General features: G+C 56.8%; 16 protein-coding genes. 9 read left to right on the plus strand and 7 right to left on the minus strand.

Annotated elements, in window-relative coordinates; genetic code table 11:
- Window positions 1-123 precede the first annotated feature (123 nt).
- Together ACFFSY_RS24965 and ACFFSY_RS24970 are read left to right on the plus strand one after the other, a co-directional pair.
- Window positions 124-708 carry an aldo/keto reductase gene (locus ACFFSY_RS24965; protein WP_377499235.1) on the plus strand — a complete coding sequence of 195 codons (585 nt, stop codon included), beginning with the start codon at window positions 124-126 and terminating at the stop codon, window positions 706-708.
- Window positions 608-1,147: an aldo/keto reductase gene (locus ACFFSY_RS24970; RefSeq protein WP_377499282.1), complete on the plus strand. Its 540-nt coding sequence runs from the start codon at window positions 608-610 to the stop codon at window positions 1,145-1,147. Before ACFFSY_RS24965 ends, ACFFSY_RS24970 begins: the two co-directional genes overlap by 101 nt.
- A gap of 492 nt (window positions 1,148-1,639) precedes the next feature.
- Here the strand turns inward: ACFFSY_RS24970 and ACFFSY_RS24975 are convergent, their stop codons facing one another.
- From ACFFSY_RS24975 to ACFFSY_RS25000, 6 genes are all read right to left on the minus strand, one after another.
- On the minus strand, window positions 1,640-2,095 hold the full coding sequence (locus ACFFSY_RS24975) for a GNAT family N-acetyltransferase (protein ID WP_377499237.1): 456 nt from the start codon (window positions 2,093-2,095) through the stop codon (window positions 1,640-1,642).
- 192 nt (window positions 2,096-2,287) lie between these two features.
- A complete protein-coding gene (locus ACFFSY_RS24980) occupies window positions 2,288-3,883 on the minus strand; it encodes a response regulator (protein ID WP_377499239.1) in 1,596 nt (531 codons plus the stop codon).
- A 22-nt stretch (window positions 3,884-3,905) separates the two neighbouring features.
- On the minus strand, window positions 3,906-5,633 hold the full coding sequence (locus tag ACFFSY_RS24985) for a sensor histidine kinase (protein WP_377499241.1): 1,728 nt from the start codon (window positions 5,631-5,633) through the stop codon (window positions 3,906-3,908).
- 142 nt (window positions 5,634-5,775) lie between these two features.
- Window positions 5,776-7,302: an ABC transporter substrate-binding protein gene (locus tag ACFFSY_RS24990; RefSeq protein ID WP_377499243.1), complete on the minus strand. Its 1,527-nt coding sequence runs from the start codon at window positions 7,300-7,302 to the stop codon at window positions 5,776-5,778.
- Between the two features lie 162 nt (window positions 7,303-7,464).
- Window positions 7,465-8,361, minus strand: a complete 897-nt coding sequence (locus tag ACFFSY_RS24995) for a carbohydrate ABC transporter permease (RefSeq protein WP_377499245.1) — start codon at window positions 8,359-8,361, stop codon at window positions 7,465-7,467.
- 21 nt (window positions 8,362-8,382) lie between these two features.
- Complete coding sequence (locus tag ACFFSY_RS25000; RefSeq protein WP_377499247.1) at window positions 8,383-9,363, minus strand: ABC transporter permease; 981 nt, start codon at window positions 9,361-9,363, stop codon at window positions 8,383-8,385.
- 777 nt (window positions 9,364-10,140) lie between these two features.
- On the opposite strand from ACFFSY_RS25000, the gene ACFFSY_RS25005 reads away from it, so the two are divergent.
- The 7 genes from ACFFSY_RS25005 to ACFFSY_RS25035 all read left to right on the plus strand — a co-directional run bounded on the left by ACFFSY_RS25005 (window position 10,141) and on the right by ACFFSY_RS25035 (window position 16,980).
- Complete coding sequence (locus tag ACFFSY_RS25005) at window positions 10,141-10,914, plus strand: alkaline phosphatase family protein (protein WP_377499249.1); 774 nt, start codon at window positions 10,141-10,143, stop codon at window positions 10,912-10,914.
- A gap of 76 nt (window positions 10,915-10,990) precedes the next feature.
- Window positions 10,991-12,661, plus strand: coding sequence for a DUF4091 domain-containing protein (locus ACFFSY_RS25010; protein WP_377499251.1), 1,671 nt, complete (start codon window positions 10,991-10,993; stop codon window positions 12,659-12,661).
- Complete coding sequence (locus tag ACFFSY_RS25015) at window positions 12,658-13,623, plus strand: metallophosphoesterase family protein (protein WP_377499253.1); 966 nt, start codon at window positions 12,658-12,660, stop codon at window positions 13,621-13,623. Before ACFFSY_RS25010 ends, ACFFSY_RS25015 begins: the two co-directional genes overlap by 4 nt.
- A gap of 439 nt (window positions 13,624-14,062) precedes the next feature.
- On the plus strand, window positions 14,063-14,800 hold the full coding sequence (locus ACFFSY_RS25020; protein ID WP_377499254.1) for a glycosyltransferase family 2 protein: 738 nt from the start codon (window positions 14,063-14,065) through the stop codon (window positions 14,798-14,800).
- Complete coding sequence (locus ACFFSY_RS25025) at window positions 14,801-15,523, plus strand: glycosyltransferase family 2 protein (protein ID WP_377499256.1); 723 nt, start codon at window positions 14,801-14,803, stop codon at window positions 15,521-15,523.
- 127 nt (window positions 15,524-15,650) lie between these two features.
- Window positions 15,651-15,992, plus strand: coding sequence for a LapA family protein (locus tag ACFFSY_RS25030; protein WP_377499258.1), 342 nt, complete (start codon window positions 15,651-15,653; stop codon window positions 15,990-15,992).
- 220 nt (window positions 15,993-16,212) lie between these two features.
- Window positions 16,213-16,980: a sugar phosphate isomerase/epimerase family protein gene (locus ACFFSY_RS25035; RefSeq protein WP_377499260.1), complete on the plus strand. Its 768-nt coding sequence runs from the start codon at window positions 16,213-16,215 to the stop codon at window positions 16,978-16,980.
- Between the two features lie 531 nt (window positions 16,981-17,511).
- Here the strand turns inward: ACFFSY_RS25035 and ACFFSY_RS25040 are convergent.
- Window positions 17,512-17,701, minus strand: a 190-nt coding sequence (locus ACFFSY_RS25040; RefSeq protein ID WP_377499262.1) for a transposase, incomplete at its 5' end; no start/stop codon positions are given.

Here is a 17,701-nt window from a genome sequence, read left to right on the forward strand (position 1 = left end):
CCGTCACGGACCCAATATGCGCCGTGTCACAACCCCCACTCCTCCTTCGGACTCATGCCCGCATATGTCATTCTGGTATGCTCTACACGCCTGCTCCATACAGGCGGTAAAGGAGGAGTAATCATGCAATATACGGCATTGGGCCGCTCCGGCCTGCTCGTGTCCAGACTCGCCTTCGGGGCGATGACGTTCGGTTCAGGCAACAACCCCAGCGTGTATAAAGTCGATCACGAGGGCGCCAAACAGCTGATCGACCGCGCGCTGGACGCAGGCATCAATTTCTTCGATACGGCAGACGGATATGCGGATGGTCAAAGCGAAGAAATGCTCGGTCAGCTGCTCGGTTCGCGCCGGCATTCGACCGTGATCGCGACCAAGGCGGGCTTCCGAAATGGTCCGTCCCTCGTACAAGCCGGTCTGTCGCGCAAGCATCTGTTCGCCGCCTGCGAAGCAAGCTTGAAACGGCTGAACACCGACTACATCGATCTGTACGTCGTACATAAGACCGATCCTTACACGCCGCTAGAGGAGACGCTCGAAGCGCTGAACCGATCTCGTGCGCGCCGGCAAAATCCGCTATATCGGCTATTCGAACTGGCCGGCTTGGCTGGCCGCCCAAGCGGTGACGATCCAGCGCGAGCGCGGGTGGGCTCCATTCATCAACGGTCAGCTCTACTACTCGCTCGTCGGCCGCGACATCGAGCATGAGACCGTCCCCTTCGCGCTGGGCAACGGGATAGGCCTTACCGTATGGAGCCCGCTAGCCGGCGGATTCTTGAGCGGCAAATATACGCGCGAGAACCTGAAGGACGAGCAGAACCGGTTGAGTGGGTTCGACTTCCTGCCTCATGACAAAGAATGGGGATTCCAGGTACTCGATACGGTTCGCGCGATCGCCGAGGAGCTCGAAGCGACGCCTGCGCAAGTATCGCTCGCTTGGCTGCTGGCCCAGCCTCATGTCGCAAGCGTCCTTGTCGGATCAAGCAAATTGTCGCAGCTGGAGGACAATCTTCGCGCCGCCGAGCTGAGGCTGAGCGAAGAGAATGTCGCTACGCTGAACGAATTAACCAGGCCAACCGCCCTGTACCCGAATTGGTTCATCGCGCAGACGGACGACAAGCAGGTCGCGGACGCGCTTAGACGGTAATCGAGCGCTGCCAGGCGGCACCTCCAATGAAAAATGGCGTCACAGGGAGCTATCGTCCCCGTGACGCCATTGCCGTTCATCTCTTGCGGTTTTCTTTTAGCGAGCCGCATTACCTTACTATATAAGCTGAACTAGAGAAATGAACAAATCTGCGGAGAAAGAGAGATGGAGCTGGAGAAGCTGAGAGCTTTCTGAGAGAAAGCTGCTTCGAAAGCGTATGCTTGCGGTCGCCCTGGGTGAATGCTGCGCTACCTAATGGAGCGCAAACCAATCACCCTTTGTGAGCGGATTCCTACCTTAACCCATTACATTCAAGGAATCCGGGAACAACAGCGATCGGAGGCCCAACACTCTTGCGCAGCAATTAGATGTCTACTACAACGTTACCGACGAGCGGTTTTCTCCCATGAAAACGACGAAAGGCGTCACAGGTATAGAACCCAGCGACGCCTTTATGTGCCTCTTGAGACAGCCGAATTAACACTCCTGGTTTTATAACGTTCTCGTCATAAAGACGCTGTACGGATCGAGCTCATAATCGGCGAACGGCCCGCAATAATCGAAGCCGAACCGCTCATACAGCTTGCGGGCAGGCTCGAAACTCTCCATCGAACCGGTCTCCAGGCTGATTCTCCGGTAACCGCGCTGCTTCGCCTGCTCCAGAATATGCTCCAGAATTCCCTTAGCCACTCCCTTGCGAAGATGCTTGCTCGCCGTTCGCATCGATTTCAGTTCGACATGCGCCTCGTCCAGCTCCTTGATCGCGCCGCAGCCGAGCAGTTCGCCGTTCTCCCATGCGCTCCAGAACGTGATCTCCGGCTTCTTCAACCCTTCCAAATCCAAGGCATGCACGCTTTCCGGAGGGGAGCCCGCGAACATGTCGCGCAGATGCTCGTTCAGCAGCTCGGCTACTTCCGGCCCGTTCAAATCGTCAATGATTATGTTCAACCTCTGGTCCACTCCTTCTCTTGCGCTTGCTTACTAGTATAGGCCATAAAGAAAGGGATAAAAATAGAAATCGCTCCGCGAACGACTTCAACTTTTATCCCTTCTTGCCTCTCGCTTGCCTCTCGCTTGCTTCTAGCTTGCCTCTCGCTTGCCATTCGCTTGCCATTCGCTTGCCATTCGCGTGCTCTTCGCTCACTCTCCGCTTCCTACCGCCTGCCGTCTGCACTGCTGCGGCGTGCTGCCATACAGACGTTTGAACATTTTGGAGAAATACGAGAAATTGTTGTAGCCGAGCGACTTCGCGATGTCCGAGATCGGGATCGTCGAATTGCCGATCAGCTCCCGCGCAACCTTCATCCGCTCCTGCAGCATGTAATCCGTCAGCGAGACGCCCGTCTCTTTCTTGAACAAGCGGGACAAGTAGGCGGGGTTCAAATGGACATGGTCGGCGATATCCTCCCGTTTGACCGTTTCGTTCAAATGATCGGCGATGAAGCACTGTACCCGCCGCACGATCGAATCCTGCTGGTGCAGCTGCCCTGTCACAATATCCATCAGCGCGACCGCCCAGCGTTCCAGCTGCGCAAGCGTTCGGGGAATCGCCCCCTCCATCAGCTCGCGCTGCTCCCGGAAGAGCTCGTGCGCGGACAATCCGTTCTTCTGCAGCACATAATGAATCATCTGCAGATAGCCATGATAGAACGCATGAATCATGGCCGCGTCCAAGGCGGGATCGTCGCCCATTGCCGCCACCGTCTTCTTGATCTCCTTCGCAAGCTCCGTCCGCTTGCCCTGTTCAATCCAGATCGTCCATGCCGGGAATGCCGTCAGCTTCGGAACATCCCGCCCCTGCTTCTCCCCGCCGAACCAATACACCTGCTCGGACTTGCGCACATTGTCGTATTCCATCGCGAGCAGCTTCTCGAACATCCCTCTCAACGCCGGAAGGGCCACACCCTCCCCGATATAACAAGATACGCGACAACCGAGCTCCGCCTTGCACTGCTCGATGAACGCCATGCACCGCTCCTGCAGCTGCCCGCGATTCCCTTCGTCCGCGAATAGCAGCGCGACGTTGACCCCTTGCTTCGTCAGCACGACCGTACCCACGCCACTCGGGACAAGCCCGCGCATCGCCGCCGATCGGAGCGCATAATCCAGCACGTCTTCATCGCCGCGCTCCAGCTCTTGCGGCCAAGCCTCGACGCTGAGCGCGATCGGCATGATGCGAGCATTCGCCGTGATCGGCAGCGCTTGTTCGCGGATTAGCCGCTCGACCTCTTCATCCGTACAGCGAACGCGCCCTGCCAGCACATCGTGCCAGAATCGGTCCGCATGATGCGACCTCTGCTGCTCGATCAGCTCCTGATAGGCGACGAATTGCTCCCGCATGGACGCGAGCTCCCGCTCCTTCGCGACGGACTCCATCGCCCGGGCGATCGTGGATTGGAGCACGGCAAAATCGACGGGCTTGAGCATGTAATCGAAGCTGCCCAGCTGAACCGCGCGCTGCACATAGCCGAACTCGGCGTGAGCGGTCAGGAAGATCGTCTCTGTATGGGGCGAATGCTCGTTCACCCATTCCAGCAGCTCGATGCCCGTCCCGCGCGGCATTTCAATATCGCAAATGAGGATATCGACGTTCCGCTCCTCGAAGACGCGCATCGCCTGGCGGACATTGCTGGCGTCGAATACATGCGAGATCCGCAGCGCCTCCCAATCAATGCCGTCCCGAATGCCCATTATCGCGTAATACTCGTCGTCGACGATTAGCGCTGTCGCGTTCATCGGAATCTCTCCTCTCTCATCCTCAGACATACTGTTCCATCGTCCTCACCGGCATGAAGATGGTGACGCACGCGCCCGATTCCGGGCGGTTCGAGAATACGGCTCGCGCCTCTCTGCCGAACACGATGTTAAGCCGGTGGAACACGTTCCATATCCCGAGATGCTCGCCGTTGTACGCATCGAAATACTGTCCGTTATGCAGCGCTTCCAAAATCTCGTCCGAGAACCCGATGCCGTTGTCCGTAATCTCGATCCGCATTCGCCCTGCCTCATCCGCGTGTTCGATACGAATGTCGATATGGAACGGATGTTCCATGAAATCGAACCCGTATTTGATGCAGTTCTCGACGAACGGCTGGAGAATGAGCGGCGGGATGCCCGCTGCGCCGAGGTCTTCCGCAATCTGAATCCGGTACGTGATCCGCTCAGGGAAACGAAGCTGCTGAATGTTGATGTAGCTTTCGATATGCTCCATTTCGTCATGGATCGTGACGGCGACGCGGTGGGTCTGCGTTGCAAAACGAAAGTATTTGACCAAATTGTGGCACATCAGCTGGATAATCTCGAACTTCTTGACCTGCGCCAAATTGTACACGATATTGATCGCGTTCAGCAGAAAATGCGGGTTCATCTGCAGCTGCAGATGCTTCAGCTCCGCCTTATGCACCTGAATCTCCTGCTCGTACACGTTGATCTTAAGCCGGTGGATTTCGGAAGCCATCGCGTTGAACGTCTCGTTGATCATCGTGAATTCCTTCGTCTTGGACGGCGCCAGCCGGTACTGCCAATCGCCGTTCTTGATGCGGCGCATCCCGCCAAGCAGAATCCGCATCGGCTTCAGGACGAGGTCGTTTAGATAGAACAAATAGAAGATAAGGACGATCGCCGCCAGCACCGGAATAGTATAGATTATGAGCTGAAAATAGCTTAGCTTGTGCAGCGCCTTCTCTTCCGGAATGAAAGCGCTCAGCATCGTATTCGTCCCCTGCACCGGATTCGAGACGACGATGAACGAGCTGCCTTCGTGGCGGATGCGGGAGAACGGCTCGCCCGCGGCGAAGCGGAACTTCTCCTCCGGCAGCACTCGGTCGGCAGAACCTGCCAGCGCGTCCCCTTCATCCGAGAGAAATGCGGTGAACCCCTCTTCGCCCATATTCATCAGATCGAGCGGAATCATCAGGTTGCGCAGACGGACCGATGCGCCCATGTAGTAACCGTCGCCGGTATCCACCAATCGCAGCAGCGCGTATTCGTCGCCGTAGCGGATCGACCGCCATTCGTTGAAGTACAGGCTGCCGGGCTTAACCGAGCGCAAGAATCGCTCGATCGTGGTCTGCACCGCGGTTAGTTCCTCGTAGGTATCCGCGGGAATCGCCGTATTGATGAGCGCGTTGTTGCGCACCGCATAGACGAATTGGAAGTCGACGATGCTGTCGAAGCGCAAGTACCGCTCCATCGCCTTCATGACGCGCAGCTTGGCGAAGACGTATTCGTCCGGATCGTAGGTCGCCCGCGATAACTGCATCACGTTCGGGTCCTCCGAGGCGAGATTGTACAAATATTGCGTCTCCCGGTTCAATTCGGCCTCGATTTGGTTGGAGTACAATATCATCGTGTTCTTGTTCGATTCCGCGACCTGCTCCCTGACCGTGTTCGACGCATAGTAGTTGTTGTAGACGAGCATGAAGATCAAAGGAATCGCAATCGCGAAAAAGCCAATAGTGACCCGGAAATTCAACGAGCTTCTCACCGTCGTAACGCCTCCACCGGTTGCATTTGGTTATCTTTCACTAAAGCGAGGGTGAACCACCTTATATTAACTTCGACCCAAATACAAGGAATCCCTACCTTAATACAACTTAAAGGTAGGGATTCCTGCTACTTATCGAAGATTATTGCTGCGTCTGCGCCCAAGCGGCGAGCTGCTTCTCGACCTCCGCTTTGACGGCGTCGAAGCCGGCGGCGGCGCGTTTCTCCTTCCACCTCGCGATCGTCTTCTCCGGATCGACCGCGCCGGCGAACAGCGCGTCGATGAACTCGTTCTCGACGTTGGCGATCGAGGCCAGCTCGGACTTCACCGGCTCTTGATTGAACGAGAAGCCGAGAATAATCGAACGCTCCGAGCGGTTGTTGAATTCCTCGAACTGCTTCCACTTGTTCGGGTCCTCGTTCGCCCACAGATACGAGATGAATTGATTGCCGAACATCCAGCCGCCCGGATTCGGGTACGTCTGCGTCTCCGCGGTCATGCCGGCCGGATAGTCGATGACGTTATCGCTCTTCTTCACGAAGTGCGTGCCCTCGATGCCCCAATCAAGCATGTTGATCAACTTCTCGTCCGTATAGAGCAGGTTCAGGAACATCATCGCCCGCGCCGGATCCTTCGACGTGCGGGAGATGCCCAGCATCGCGCCTTGGGCGTCGCCGGTCGTCGTGAACGGCTCGGCCGTCTCGACCTGCACGAGATCGACGCCATACGAGACGCTCATCTCTTTATCCTTGCCCGGCTTGAGGGACGATGCGGTCGCGAAGCCTTTGCCGGCCTTGATCATCGTCATCGCCACTTCGCCGTCCGACGTGAGCACATCCTTGTCGAACCAGCCGTTCTTGTTCCACTCGCGCATCCGCTTGAAGAAGTCCAGGTATTTCGGATCTTCCAGATTATCCGACAGCTTGATTTCTTTGCTGCCGCGAGGGACGGACAACCCGGCTACGATGCCGTCGTAATTCGAAGCTCCCCAGGTGTTCGCGAACTTGCTGGAGATGATAGGCGTCACATCCGGTTCGTTGTCCTTGATCGTCTTGAACATCGCTTCCATCTCTTCGAGCGTCTTGACGCCGCTGACGTCGAACTTATATTTGTCGACGAGCTTCTTGTTCAGCAGGAAGCCGAACCCTTGACCGAATTCCTTCTTCGTCGGCAGCGCGTACAACTTGCCGTTGATGCGAGCGCCCTTGAGGAAATCTGGACCGAGCACGCCGGGAATATCCTTGCCGTACTGCGCCATCAGGTCGTCCAGCTCAATGTATTGTCCTTTGGTCACGTCTTGCGGCAGGAAGTACCAGCTGGCCGTGAACATGAGATCGAACGCCTCGTTGGACACCTTCATCAGGTTCGTTTTGTCTTCCCAGGAGCCCCATTCGATCGGCTTCAATTCGATGGTCGCGTTGATTTTCTCGGTCAAGTACTTGCTCATCTCCGCTTGCACCAGCTCGAGATCCTTTGGCGCGGATGCCGGATAGACGAGCGTGATTTTGTACGGATCGAGCTTGCCGTCTTCCTTCGCGCCGTTGTCGGCCGTCTGATTCTTATTCGAGCCCTGCTCCCCGCCCGGCGCGTTATTGTTACCGCCGCAGGCGGACAAGATCATCATGCTGCTCAACATGGCGGCCAGGGCGGCCTTCGTGTAATTCCGCATGTCCGTTAACCCCTCTCTACTGTTCGGCTAATACGGTAATTCTGCTCTTGCGCGCTTCGAACCTGCCAGCGCTTGCCGCGAATGTTAAGTCGACGATCCACCTCCCCGATTAGCCGTTCTGCAAAGTCGCATCCTTCTCGCTGTGGCGATATTGCGTCCGAATCAGCCTTTCACCGCGCCGTTCGTAATTCCGCTGACATAGAAGCGCTGGAAGAACGGATAGGCGATCAGGAGCGGCGCGAAGCCGACGACGGCGAGCGCCATGCGGACAGTCTCGCGAGGCATCTTGGCGAGCATATCCCCCGCTTGCGCCGAGCTGCTTGATTTCATGAGCAAATACTGCACGTTCGTCAGCGTCTTGGTCATCATGTACTGGATGTTGTACAGCTTCGGATCGTCGATGAACAGCATGCAATTATACCAGTCGTTCCAGTACGACAACGTCTGGAACAATCCGATCGTCCCCATGATCGGCAGAGACAAGGGCACGATGATACGGAAGAACACTTGGATCTCGCTCGCCCCGTCCATCGTCGCCGACTCGACGACCGAATCCGGGATGGAGTTGTGGAAGAAGCTGCGCATAAGCAGCACGTTGAAGGCGCTCAGCAGCATGCCGGGGATGATCATCGACAGCAGCGTGTTCTTCATCGGGAGCAGGTTCGTGAACGTCATGTACCAAGGGACCATCCCGCCGCTGAACAGCATCGTGAAGAACACGTAGAACGAGAGGCTGCGCCGGAACGGAAGCTCGGTCCGGGATAACGGATAAGCCAGCAGCGTCGTTACCAGCAGGCTGACGAGCGTACCGATGACGGTACAGATGATCGTCACGCCGTAAGCTCTGGCGATTTCGCCGAAATCGTTGAACAAGAATGAATAGGCGGTCAAGCGAATCTCGCTCGGGAACAGGGAATAGCCGTGCTGTTCGATGGAGCTCTCCCCCGAGATCGATACCATGACGATCAGCGCGAAAGGCAGCAGACTACCGATGACGAACAGCCAGAAGAATAGATGGATGCCGAGCTGACCGAGCTTTAATTTAGAGGTATGGGTCACTTCGCGATGTACTCCTCTCCGCTAGAATAAGGCGTCTTGTTTGTTGATGCGACGCACGGCCGCGTTCACGGCGACGACAAGGACGAGGCAGACGACCGATTGATACAATCCCGCCGCCGAAGACATGCCGATGTCTCCTTGATTGAGCAGCGCGCGATAGACGAACGTATCGATCGTGTTCGTCGTCGGCGTCAGCGCGCCTGTATTCATCGGCACTTGGTAGAATAGGCCGAAGTCCGAGCGCAGAATGCCGCTGAACGACAGCAGCGTCATCGTGATGATGACCGGCGTAATGAGCGGAATCGTAATGCGCGTCATTTGCCGCCATTTGGTCGCCCCGTCGATCGCCGCCGCCTCGTAAAATTCGCGATTGATGCCGAGCACGGCCGCGAAGTAGATGATGGCCAGGTAGCCGACATGCTTCCACGCGTTGACGATGACCAGGATGTACGGCCAGTAGCCCGCCTCGCTGTACCACGAGATCGGCTCGATCCCGAACCAGCCGGACAGCACCCGGTTCAGCATCCCGCTCTCCATGTTGAGGAAGCTGTACACGAGATAGGACACGACGACCATCGAGATGATGTGCGGCAGCAGGAAGGTGCTCTGGTAGAAGCGCGCGATTTTCTTTTGCCGGATCTCGTTGATCAGCAGCGCCGTCAAGAGCGCCATGATCAAATTCAAAATAATGAAAGCGAGGTTGTACAATACGGTATTGCGCGTAATCGTGTAGGCGTCTGGCGAGATGAACAGAAATTCGAAGTTTTTCCATCCTGCCCAGTCGCTCCCCCAGATTCCCTTCGTGTACGTGTAATTCTTGAATGCGAGAATGACGCCGTACATCGGAATATAGTTGTTGACGAATAAATACAGCACGCCTGGAAGCGTCATCAACAGCAGCCACTTGAATTTGTTCAGCCGCTTGAGCCAGGCCCGCTGCCGCCCGGTTGCTCTCTCCGGCGGCGCCTGGACTGTCAGCGGCAATGTCTCGGAAGCTCTCATCCTTCTCACCCTTCCAGTCTCTCGTTGGTTGCTTGCCTCTTCATTGTAAGCCAGCCCCCTACCGCCCTCTCTACCACGATCATGACTTCGTATTAGGACGATCATGACTTGTTATCCCGTTGCTCCATGCCCGTATTGACACTATTATTAGGCCGTATTTATGCTAAATGCAACACAAACACACAACATCACAGAGGTGAGAGGGCTATGCCCTTGGATTTTTTCACCCTCGCCCCTTCCCCCTCCGCCGAGGGGAACCAGAGGACTTCGCCCTCTGGACTCCCTTTGTCGTGCTGGCACATTTGTTCGCGGTCGGCGGGTTGACTTGAGCGGGGCACGCTTTTGTCCTTGCGGACAAAGCTTCAGTCGGTTTTGGTGTCAGTCCGAAATCATAAGCCTGTCGACTATAGGCCATTGGCGGCTTCACCGGACGTTATGCCTTAACCCGACAGCATTGCCCCCTCCATCGGAGGTGAACCAGAAGGATAGCACCTAGGCTTATGCTTCCGCAGCACGTTTTCCCTCGGATAACGCTCAGGACTCTGCTAATAAACTCGACTCGGTTCGCGGCCGTCTTCGATGTGTCCTTTCGAGGGGAGCCTGCTAGTCCTTTGGACTGGCTTTTGTTCGAGCTTCGTTCATTACGTCTTGCCTTGGGGTGGTATTCAGTGGGGGGCCGAATGGTCCGGCTACGTGCTGACCTTCGCTTTCGTCCGCTTTATGTTGTTCTTTTCACAAATCTTGGAGTAGTCATTTCCCTAAAGGAGGTTGGCTGTCATGGCCGAGAAACGAATCGAGCGCGTCTTTATCTTAGGGATGGACGGCGCGGGTAATTTCAATCAGCAGGCGCATACGCCGGTACTGGACGCATTCGCCGCAAGGGGAGCATTCACGAACGAGGCGCAGGCGGAATCGCCGACGATCAGCGCGCAATGCTGGGGATCCGTGCTGCACGGCGTGAAGCCGGAGAAGCACGGGCTTACGAACGAGAGCAGCGCATCCGAGCGCTATCCGGACGTCTCGCCTTACCCATCCGTATTCAAGCTGGCGCGGGAAGCATGGCCGGAAGCGAAGTTTGCCTCCTTCACCGGCTGGTCGCCGATCAACTACGGCATCGTGGAGGAAGGCATCGGCGTGTATAAACGATCGCTGCCGGATCAACAGCTTGTCGACGAACTATGCGCATACGTCGAGAACAACCCCGACGTTAAGCTGCTGTTCCTGCAGCTTGACGAGCCGGACGGCTCCGGGCATCGGCATGGCTACGGCCCGGAATCGCCGGCGTATTTGGACGCTATCGCGTCATGCGACCGGTTATTAGGCCAAGTGCTTCAGACGATTGAGCAAGCCGGTCTCATGGCATCCAGCCTGATTATCGCGCTGACCGATCATGGCGGCGGCGGGCTGATCCCTTCAATCACGGCAGCGAGCATCCGATGGATAAGAACGTGTTCTGGGGCTGCGTCGGCCCTGGCATCGAGCCGGGAACGCCCGTCTCCGCGCTGTCGCTGGCCGATACCGCTGCCGTCGCGGCATGGGCGCTCGGGCTGACCGCGCCTGCGGCGTGGGACGCGAAGCTGCCGGATTTTATCGGCAATCCACTTGGAAGGCAGGTTGAAGAGAAGCCATGATTACTCAAATCTATCATGCGCATGAATGGCTGTATCCCGACAGCGTCTTGGCCGATACGGGCAGCCGGCGAATCGAGCTGGCAGGCGCTCGGGGCGGCCGCGTCGCCAGCCAACTGCTCATCCGATCGCTCCCCGCGAGTTCCGCGACGACCTGGAATTTCGCATGGCATGCAGGAACCCTGTCGGATAATGAGCAGCTGCCCATCGAAGTGTTCCGCCTTGCGGACGTGCTCGTGAACGAGAATACGGGACCGTCTTATTCGACGGTCCCGAACGGCACGGAAGCCCCCTACGCCACGCGGCCCGCCCCCTTCCGCGTCTACGACGTCCTCGTCCCGGTCGGCTCCGAATTCGCCCGGCCCGACGGGGATACGCTGGGGCTCTATGTGAGCTGGGCGATCCCGATAGACCTGGCTCCGGGCGACTATCACGGCACGCTTACGCTCTCGTGCGGCGACGACACGCTCAACTACGATGTTAGCTTGTATATCTATGAAGCGGTCATTCCACATCGCGAGACGCTGCATACGACGAACTGGCATTCGAATCGCAATATCGCTTCCTACCACGGGCTGGACGAATGGTCGGAAGACCATTGGGCGATGATCCGGCAATACGGCGAAGCGATGCGCCGTGCGAGGCAGACGCATTTTATCGTCGGCATGGATCTGATCGAGGTGACGCGGGACGGCGCACGGTATGCGTTCGATTTCGTCCGGGCCAAACGGTATATCGAGCTATTCCTCTCGCTCGGGTTCAGCTGGATCGAAGGCGGTCACCTCGCCAATCGAACCGGCTGGAGCGAGCCGACCTTCGTCCTGACCTACGATCGCGACATCGGCGCGACGCAGCCGGAGGGCTTCGCCTTCCTTGCGCAGTTCCTGCCGGCGTGGCACGGCTTCTTGAGCGAGAACGGCTGGCTGGACTGCATCGTGCAGCATGTCGCAGACGAGCCGATTGCGGAATCCGCAGCCGACTTCCGCATCCTGTGCGGCATTATCCGTAAGCTATTGCCGGGCGTGCCGCTCATCGAGGCGATCATCGAGCCGCATATCGAGGGCGCCGTGGACATTTGGGTGCCGACGAACAAAGGCTACGACGATCATCGCGCCTACTTCGAATCTCTTCAGCAGTTTGGAGAGACGTTCTGGTTCTACACGTGCTGGAATCCCGGCGGCTATTATCTGAACCGATTCCTCGACATTAGCCTGCTGAAGACGAGATATTTGCATTGGGGCAACTACAAATACGGACTGGCCGGCTATTTGCATTGGGGCTTCAATCATTATCTGAACGGGCAAGACCCTTTCGAACTGACATGTCCGCTGCTCGCGCCGGACGTCCATGCCAAGCGCGTCCCGCCAGGCGATACCCATATCGTTTACCCTGGCGCCGATGGTCCGCTTATCAGCATGCGGCTGGAAGCGATGCGCGCCGGCTGCGAAGATTATGAGCTCTTCCGTCAATTGTCCGAGGCGGACAAAGCGCTAGCCGACGCGATCTGCGGCGAAGGCATGTCCAGCTTTACGGAAGTGCAGGCCGATCCGGATGCGTTCGCCGCACTCCATCTGCGGCTGCTGGAAGCCGTATCGGGTCTTCTCCCGGCCGAGGCGTCGCTTCGAGCCGAAGCTGCCGCCGGCGCGGAGATCGGGGGACCCGACCAATGAGAAAGCAGCTGCGCTTCCGGCAAGACGGCACGTTCAAGATCGTTCAATTCACCGATACCGAATTCAGCGACTCGCGGGCAGCGGACGAAATCAAGATGAAGGCAATGATGGCGCGCATCTTGGAGGCTGAACAGCCGGATCTGGTCGTCTACACCGGCGACGTGATTGCAAGCGGCGGCAATCCGGACCCGGTCCGCTCCTTTCGCGAAGCTGCGTCGGTGCCCGAAGATGCCGGCATCCCTTGGGCGGCAGTATTCGGCAATCATGATGCGGAAGCGCCGAATCTCACCCGCGAACAGCTCCATGCGCTGCAGCTGACGTATCGGTTCAACTATGCGAAGCCCGATCCGCCCGGCCTGCATGGGGCGGGGAACTATACGCTGACCGTCCTAGGCGCGGATCACGAACCTGCCGCCGCGCTGTACTTCCTGGATTCGGGCAGCTACTCGCCGCTTGAGCACAGCCGGCTCGGCTTCTATGATTGGATTCGCCGCGAACAGATTCAATGGTACACAGAGCAATCGTACACGCTTACCTCGGATAATGGCGGAAGCCCGCTACCGTCGCTCATGTTCTTTCATATTCCGCTGCCGGAGTATCACGATATCTGGGATCTCACTGTCTGCCGCGGCATCAAGGGCGATCCGATCTGCGCGCCTTGGATCAATACCGGCCTATTCGCGGCCCTGTTGGAGATGGGCGATGTCCGTGGCGTCTTCGTCGGCCACGACCATGCGAATGATTATATTGGCAAGCTGCACGGCATCACGCTCGCATACGGCCGTACGACGCGCAACGGTTATACGCCGGAGCCCTTCAAGACCGGAGCGCGAGTCATCCGGTTGACCGAAGGCGCCGAGGAGTTCGAGACTTGGCTACATCTCGAAGACGGGTTGATCGTGACCGAGCAGACCGAGCATCAGCCACTGGGGCGTGAGCCGCTCCAGATTCGCAGCCGGTAGGCCCTGAGGCCAGTATTCGATCTGCCGACAATCGCGCTCCAGGCAGTCTCGTCGATCAGGCTGATCGGCTGCTGCGCCGGGCTTAGCAATATAGCCGCAACCGGGTCATTGTGGCTGAATAAATATACACGATGCAAGCGGACTTTCTTGGCTTCACGGGAGGTCCGCTTTTCGTATTGCCGGATATGGCACACTTCGTCATTTGGCACACTTCGTCCTATAGCACACCTTCGCACACCTTGACGGCCGCTTGTCTCAATTCGTCGCTTCACTTGATTTGGAGGCTTCCATGTACTCCAAAGAAATCCCCTCTTCCTACCCACCTTCGGCTGCATCCCTTCCCTAATCGCGCGAAACTAGTAAAACCGCCGTTGCTCTCTTGCCAACCCGACATATGGTAGTACTAGTAGAATCCAACGACGATAAGGGGATCGATGCCATGAATAACCGACTACGGGAGCAGTTCACGCAGCTTGGCGTTTCCGTCGTGACCTGCACCAACCGCGCATCCTATATCGATAATCTCTTTCGCAATTTCGCCCGGCAGCGTCATACTAAACGGGAGCTCATTCTCGTCGTGAATGACGATCGTATCTCGCTTACCCCATATGCGGAGGTCGCCCGAAAGATGGGGAATGTGCGGATCTTCCGGCAGCCCGGGGAGCGATCGCTTGGAGCTTGTTTGAATTTCGCCGTGAAGGCAGCCCGTTATCGCTATGTCGCCAAGTTCGACGACGACGATTACTATGCCCCCTACTATTTGACCGAGGGGCTCCTTACCTTCCGGGATTCCGGAGCGGACGTGATCGGCAAACGCTCTCACTACATGTATTTGAAAGGAGCCCGCACACTCATCCACCGCTTCCCGAAGGATGAGCACCGCAAAGTCGCGATGCTGCCTGGCGCCACGCTGATGATGAAGCGCGAGGTGGCGCTGCGCGTTCGTTTCCCGGAGATTAATGTAGGCGAGGACGATCAATTCTGCCTCCGGAGCCGTCGCCTTGGCTATGTCGTCTACTCGGGCAGCAAGCATAATTTCGCTGCCGTCCGGCGCAAAAACTCAGCTCGGCACACGTGGATCATCAGCGATCGCGAGCTGTTGAAGCATCACAAGCGGATTCCGGGCGTCCGCTCCTTCCGCTCTTTCGTACGTCGCAAGCCTCCGGGCGTCGATTGAATGAGCACATCCCGGTCACGGTCCATTGGCCGCGCCCCGGCGGTCTCCATCCTCGCCTGTACGAAGCGTCCGGAATTTTTGCACAATCTAATCGATAATTATGCCCGGCAGCGTTATCCCTACAAAGAACTGATTATCCTAATTAATCACGACGAGCGCCCTTACGATGACTACTACCGTGTCGCACACGGCGATCCGAATATTCGCATTGCGGCATTGCCCAAAGAAACTTCGCTCGGCGCCTGCCTGAACTACGCGGCCAGACTCGCTCGGTACGAACTGATCGCCAAATTCGATGACGACGACTACTACGCCCCGAATTATTTGTCGGAGAGCGTGGACACGATGATGCGCAACGATGCGGATATCGTCGGCAAGCGTGCGCATTATATGTATTTGAGCGGTCGCGGCTTGCTGCTGCTACGTTATCGCCGCATCGAGAATCGCCCTACCCGGCAGGTACAGGGGGCAACGCTGCTGTTCAATCGGCGGGTGCTGCGCCGCGTCCGGTTCCAAGACGTGAATCGGGGCGAATGCGTCCGGTTCTGCAACGACGCGCGGGAGCACGGTTATTCGATATTCGCGGGCAGCCGCTTCAACTTCGCCGCGATCCGACAAGCGGATCGAATGTCGCATACATGGCGGGTGCGCGATCGGGATCTTCTTGCTCAGAAGGTCCGTACCTTGAAAATGACGGACTTCCGGCGTTTTGTCAGCCGGTAACGTTTTCGGGATGGAGCTGCCTCTGTCGCACGTTGATGCGGCAGAGGCATTTTTGCGTCGCGCGTTGATTGAAAGACCGGTGAAAAGGATAAGGTTAAATTAAGCATGCATCGTCAGGAGGATGAACATGAAAGTACAAGCGTCGATTATCGTCGCGTTTATTTTTGCGCTGCTTATTGCGCTCTTCGCCGTCGTCAATGTAGAGGCCGTACCCGTCGACTATGTATGGGGACAATCGAACGTGCCGCTGATTCTGGTCATCATCGGATCAGCCCTGTTCGGGGGACTAGCCGTCGGCCTCTTCGGCATCGTGCGGCAATACAGATTAACTCGCCGGATAAAGACATTGGAGAAGCAAATGGCGGGCTTGCAAAGCATCGAGGGCGATCCTGTTACTATCGAGGCGATGAAGGCGGAGTCATCAGATGCGGTGAACGGACAGGATCGGTATAACGAACGCTTACCTTGACAGGTTACGCTTGCATCGCGGAATTCTCGAGTCCCCTTGATGGATCGGCATTCAGCTATCCGATCGATGAAGGGGGTTTTCGCCGTGTATATCCAAGTAAGCGAATAGGCAAGAAACCATAACATTTTCCCCAAAGCCTCCCTCGTTTGCCTGGATAGACACGCTATAATGGAGAGAGAAAGCAGGAATTTCCATTCTAAAGCTCGGGAGTGAACAACGCATGGCCAAACCAGTAGTCGGTTTACAGTTGTATACGCTGCGTGACCAAACGGAGAAGGATTTTCTGGGTACGATTCGGAAAGTGGCGGCAATGGGGTATCAGGCCGTGGAGTTCGCCGGGTATTTCAATACGCCTTCGTCCGAATTGAAAGCGCTTTTAGAAGAATTGAAGCTGGAGGCGCCATCCGCGCATGTCGGCTTGAACTTTCAAGAACCGGACAAGATGTGGTCCGATCTGGCCAAGCAAATCGACTACGCCAAAGAAATTGGCCTATCCTATCTTGTCGTGCCATGGGCACCACTGCCGGACAGCCCGACGTTGGACGATGTGAAGCAGCTGGCCGCTACGCTAGAACAAGCCGGCAAGCAAGTGACGGAAGCAGGACTTCGGTTCGGCTACCATAACCACGACTTCGAATTCCGTCTCGTGGAAGGCACACCGGTGATCGATCACCTGCTGGAGCTCGTGCCGGCCGAATATCTCATCGCGGAATTCGACCTAGGCTGGGTGCATGTCGCTGGTCACAATCCGGCTGAATATGTGACCAAATACACCGGACGCGTGCCGCTCGCCCATTTCAAGGATTTCGGCGATGGCCGCAAAGATACCGAAGTCGGCACGGGCTCGGTCGACCTGAAGAGCGTACTGGCGATCGCGGAAGATGCGGGCGTCCGCTATTATATCGTGGAGCAGGAAGAATTCGCCTCCTCCTCGCTTGAGAGCGCCGAGATTTGCTTGCGGTTCTTCCGCGAGAACGGGGTTCTGTAGGCCAGACGTTCGCGGAGCATCGTAATTGTTCGCTGCGCGTTCGCGGCAGGTGGATAGGTTGTTCGTTCGTTGAGCTGGCCGGCCGTTGACCGTGCCGGCTCTTTTGGTTTCTTGTTGGTGGCTCAATGGCTCAAGAACGGCAGTTGATAGTCGTGCTCTCACCACGGTTTGTGCGGTTTCCGGCCGATATCCTTTCAACAGTCGTCCGTACACCGCTATTTGCACAGCTCTCGACCGATATCCGCTCAATAGTCTGCTCTCACCACTATTCGCGTAATTATCATCCGTATCCATTCAATAGTCGGCTTTACACCGCTATTTGCGCAGCTTTAGAGCGTATCCCGTTCATCGGCGGCCACCATCCTCCATTCATGCAAGCTTTCACCTAACATCCATAGTATCGACACCACCCTACGCTGCAATCGCTTCTCGCTCGCCTCATGACAAAGAGGCCGTCTCAAAAGGGTTTAGTAATTGTCTTCTAACTCCGAAGCCCCCCCTAATTGAACAAAAAAATGGCGTTACAGGGTCTTATCCCTGTAGCGCCATTTGCCGTTTTCGGTCTACTGCGGCTTTCTTCAGCAGATTGTGGGCAAGCGAAAGCCACCCGACCTCTAGGCTCACTTTTGGCAAGCCGCGAAGCAGGAATCTACGGAACCCACGGTTGTTCTTCATCTGACCAAATACGCTCTCCGGTTCATGCATCCGCCGAACCGAAAGG

This window comes from Paenibacillus aurantiacus, assembly GCF_042431225.1.
Taxonomy (GTDB): domain Bacteria; phylum Bacillota; class Bacilli; order Paenibacillales; family Paenibacillaceae; genus Paenibacillus_Z; species Paenibacillus_Z aurantiacus.

Bases quoted from the DNA above. Each gene is read 5' to 3' on its own strand.
- ACFFSY_RS24965 (WP_377499235.1), top strand. From the start codon at position 124: ATGCAATATACGGCATTGGGCCGCTCCGGCCTGCTCGTGTCCAGACTC.
- ACFFSY_RS24980 (WP_377499239.1), bottom strand. From the start codon at position 3,883: ATGAACGCGACAGCGCTAATCGTCGACGACGAGTATTACGCGATAATG.
- ACFFSY_RS24990 (WP_377499243.1), bottom strand. From the start codon at position 7,302: ATGCGGAATTACACGAAGGCCGCCCTGGCCGCCATGTTGAGCAGCATG.
- ACFFSY_RS25000 (WP_377499247.1), bottom strand. From the start codon at position 9,363: ATGAGAGCTTCCGAGACATTGCCGCTGACAGTCCAGGCGCCGCCGGAG.
- ACFFSY_RS25005 (WP_377499249.1), top strand. From the start codon at position 10,141: ATGGCCGAGAAACGAATCGAGCGCGTCTTTATCTTAGGGATGGACGGC.
- ACFFSY_RS25010 (WP_377499251.1), top strand. From the start codon at position 10,991: ATGATTACTCAAATCTATCATGCGCATGAATGGCTGTATCCCGACAGC.
- ACFFSY_RS25015 (WP_377499253.1), top strand. From the start codon at position 12,658: ATGAGAAAGCAGCTGCGCTTCCGGCAAGACGGCACGTTCAAGATCGTT.
- ACFFSY_RS25020 (WP_377499254.1), top strand. From the start codon at position 14,063: ATGAATAACCGACTACGGGAGCAGTTCACGCAGCTTGGCGTTTCCGTC.
- ACFFSY_RS25025 (WP_377499256.1), top strand. From the start codon at position 14,801: ATGAGCACATCCCGGTCACGGTCCATTGGCCGCGCCCCGGCGGTCTCC.
- ACFFSY_RS25030 (WP_377499258.1), top strand. From the start codon at position 15,651: ATGAAAGTACAAGCGTCGATTATCGTCGCGTTTATTTTTGCGCTGCTT.
- ACFFSY_RS25035 (WP_377499260.1), top strand. From the start codon at position 16,213: ATGGCCAAACCAGTAGTCGGTTTACAGTTGTATACGCTGCGTGACCAA.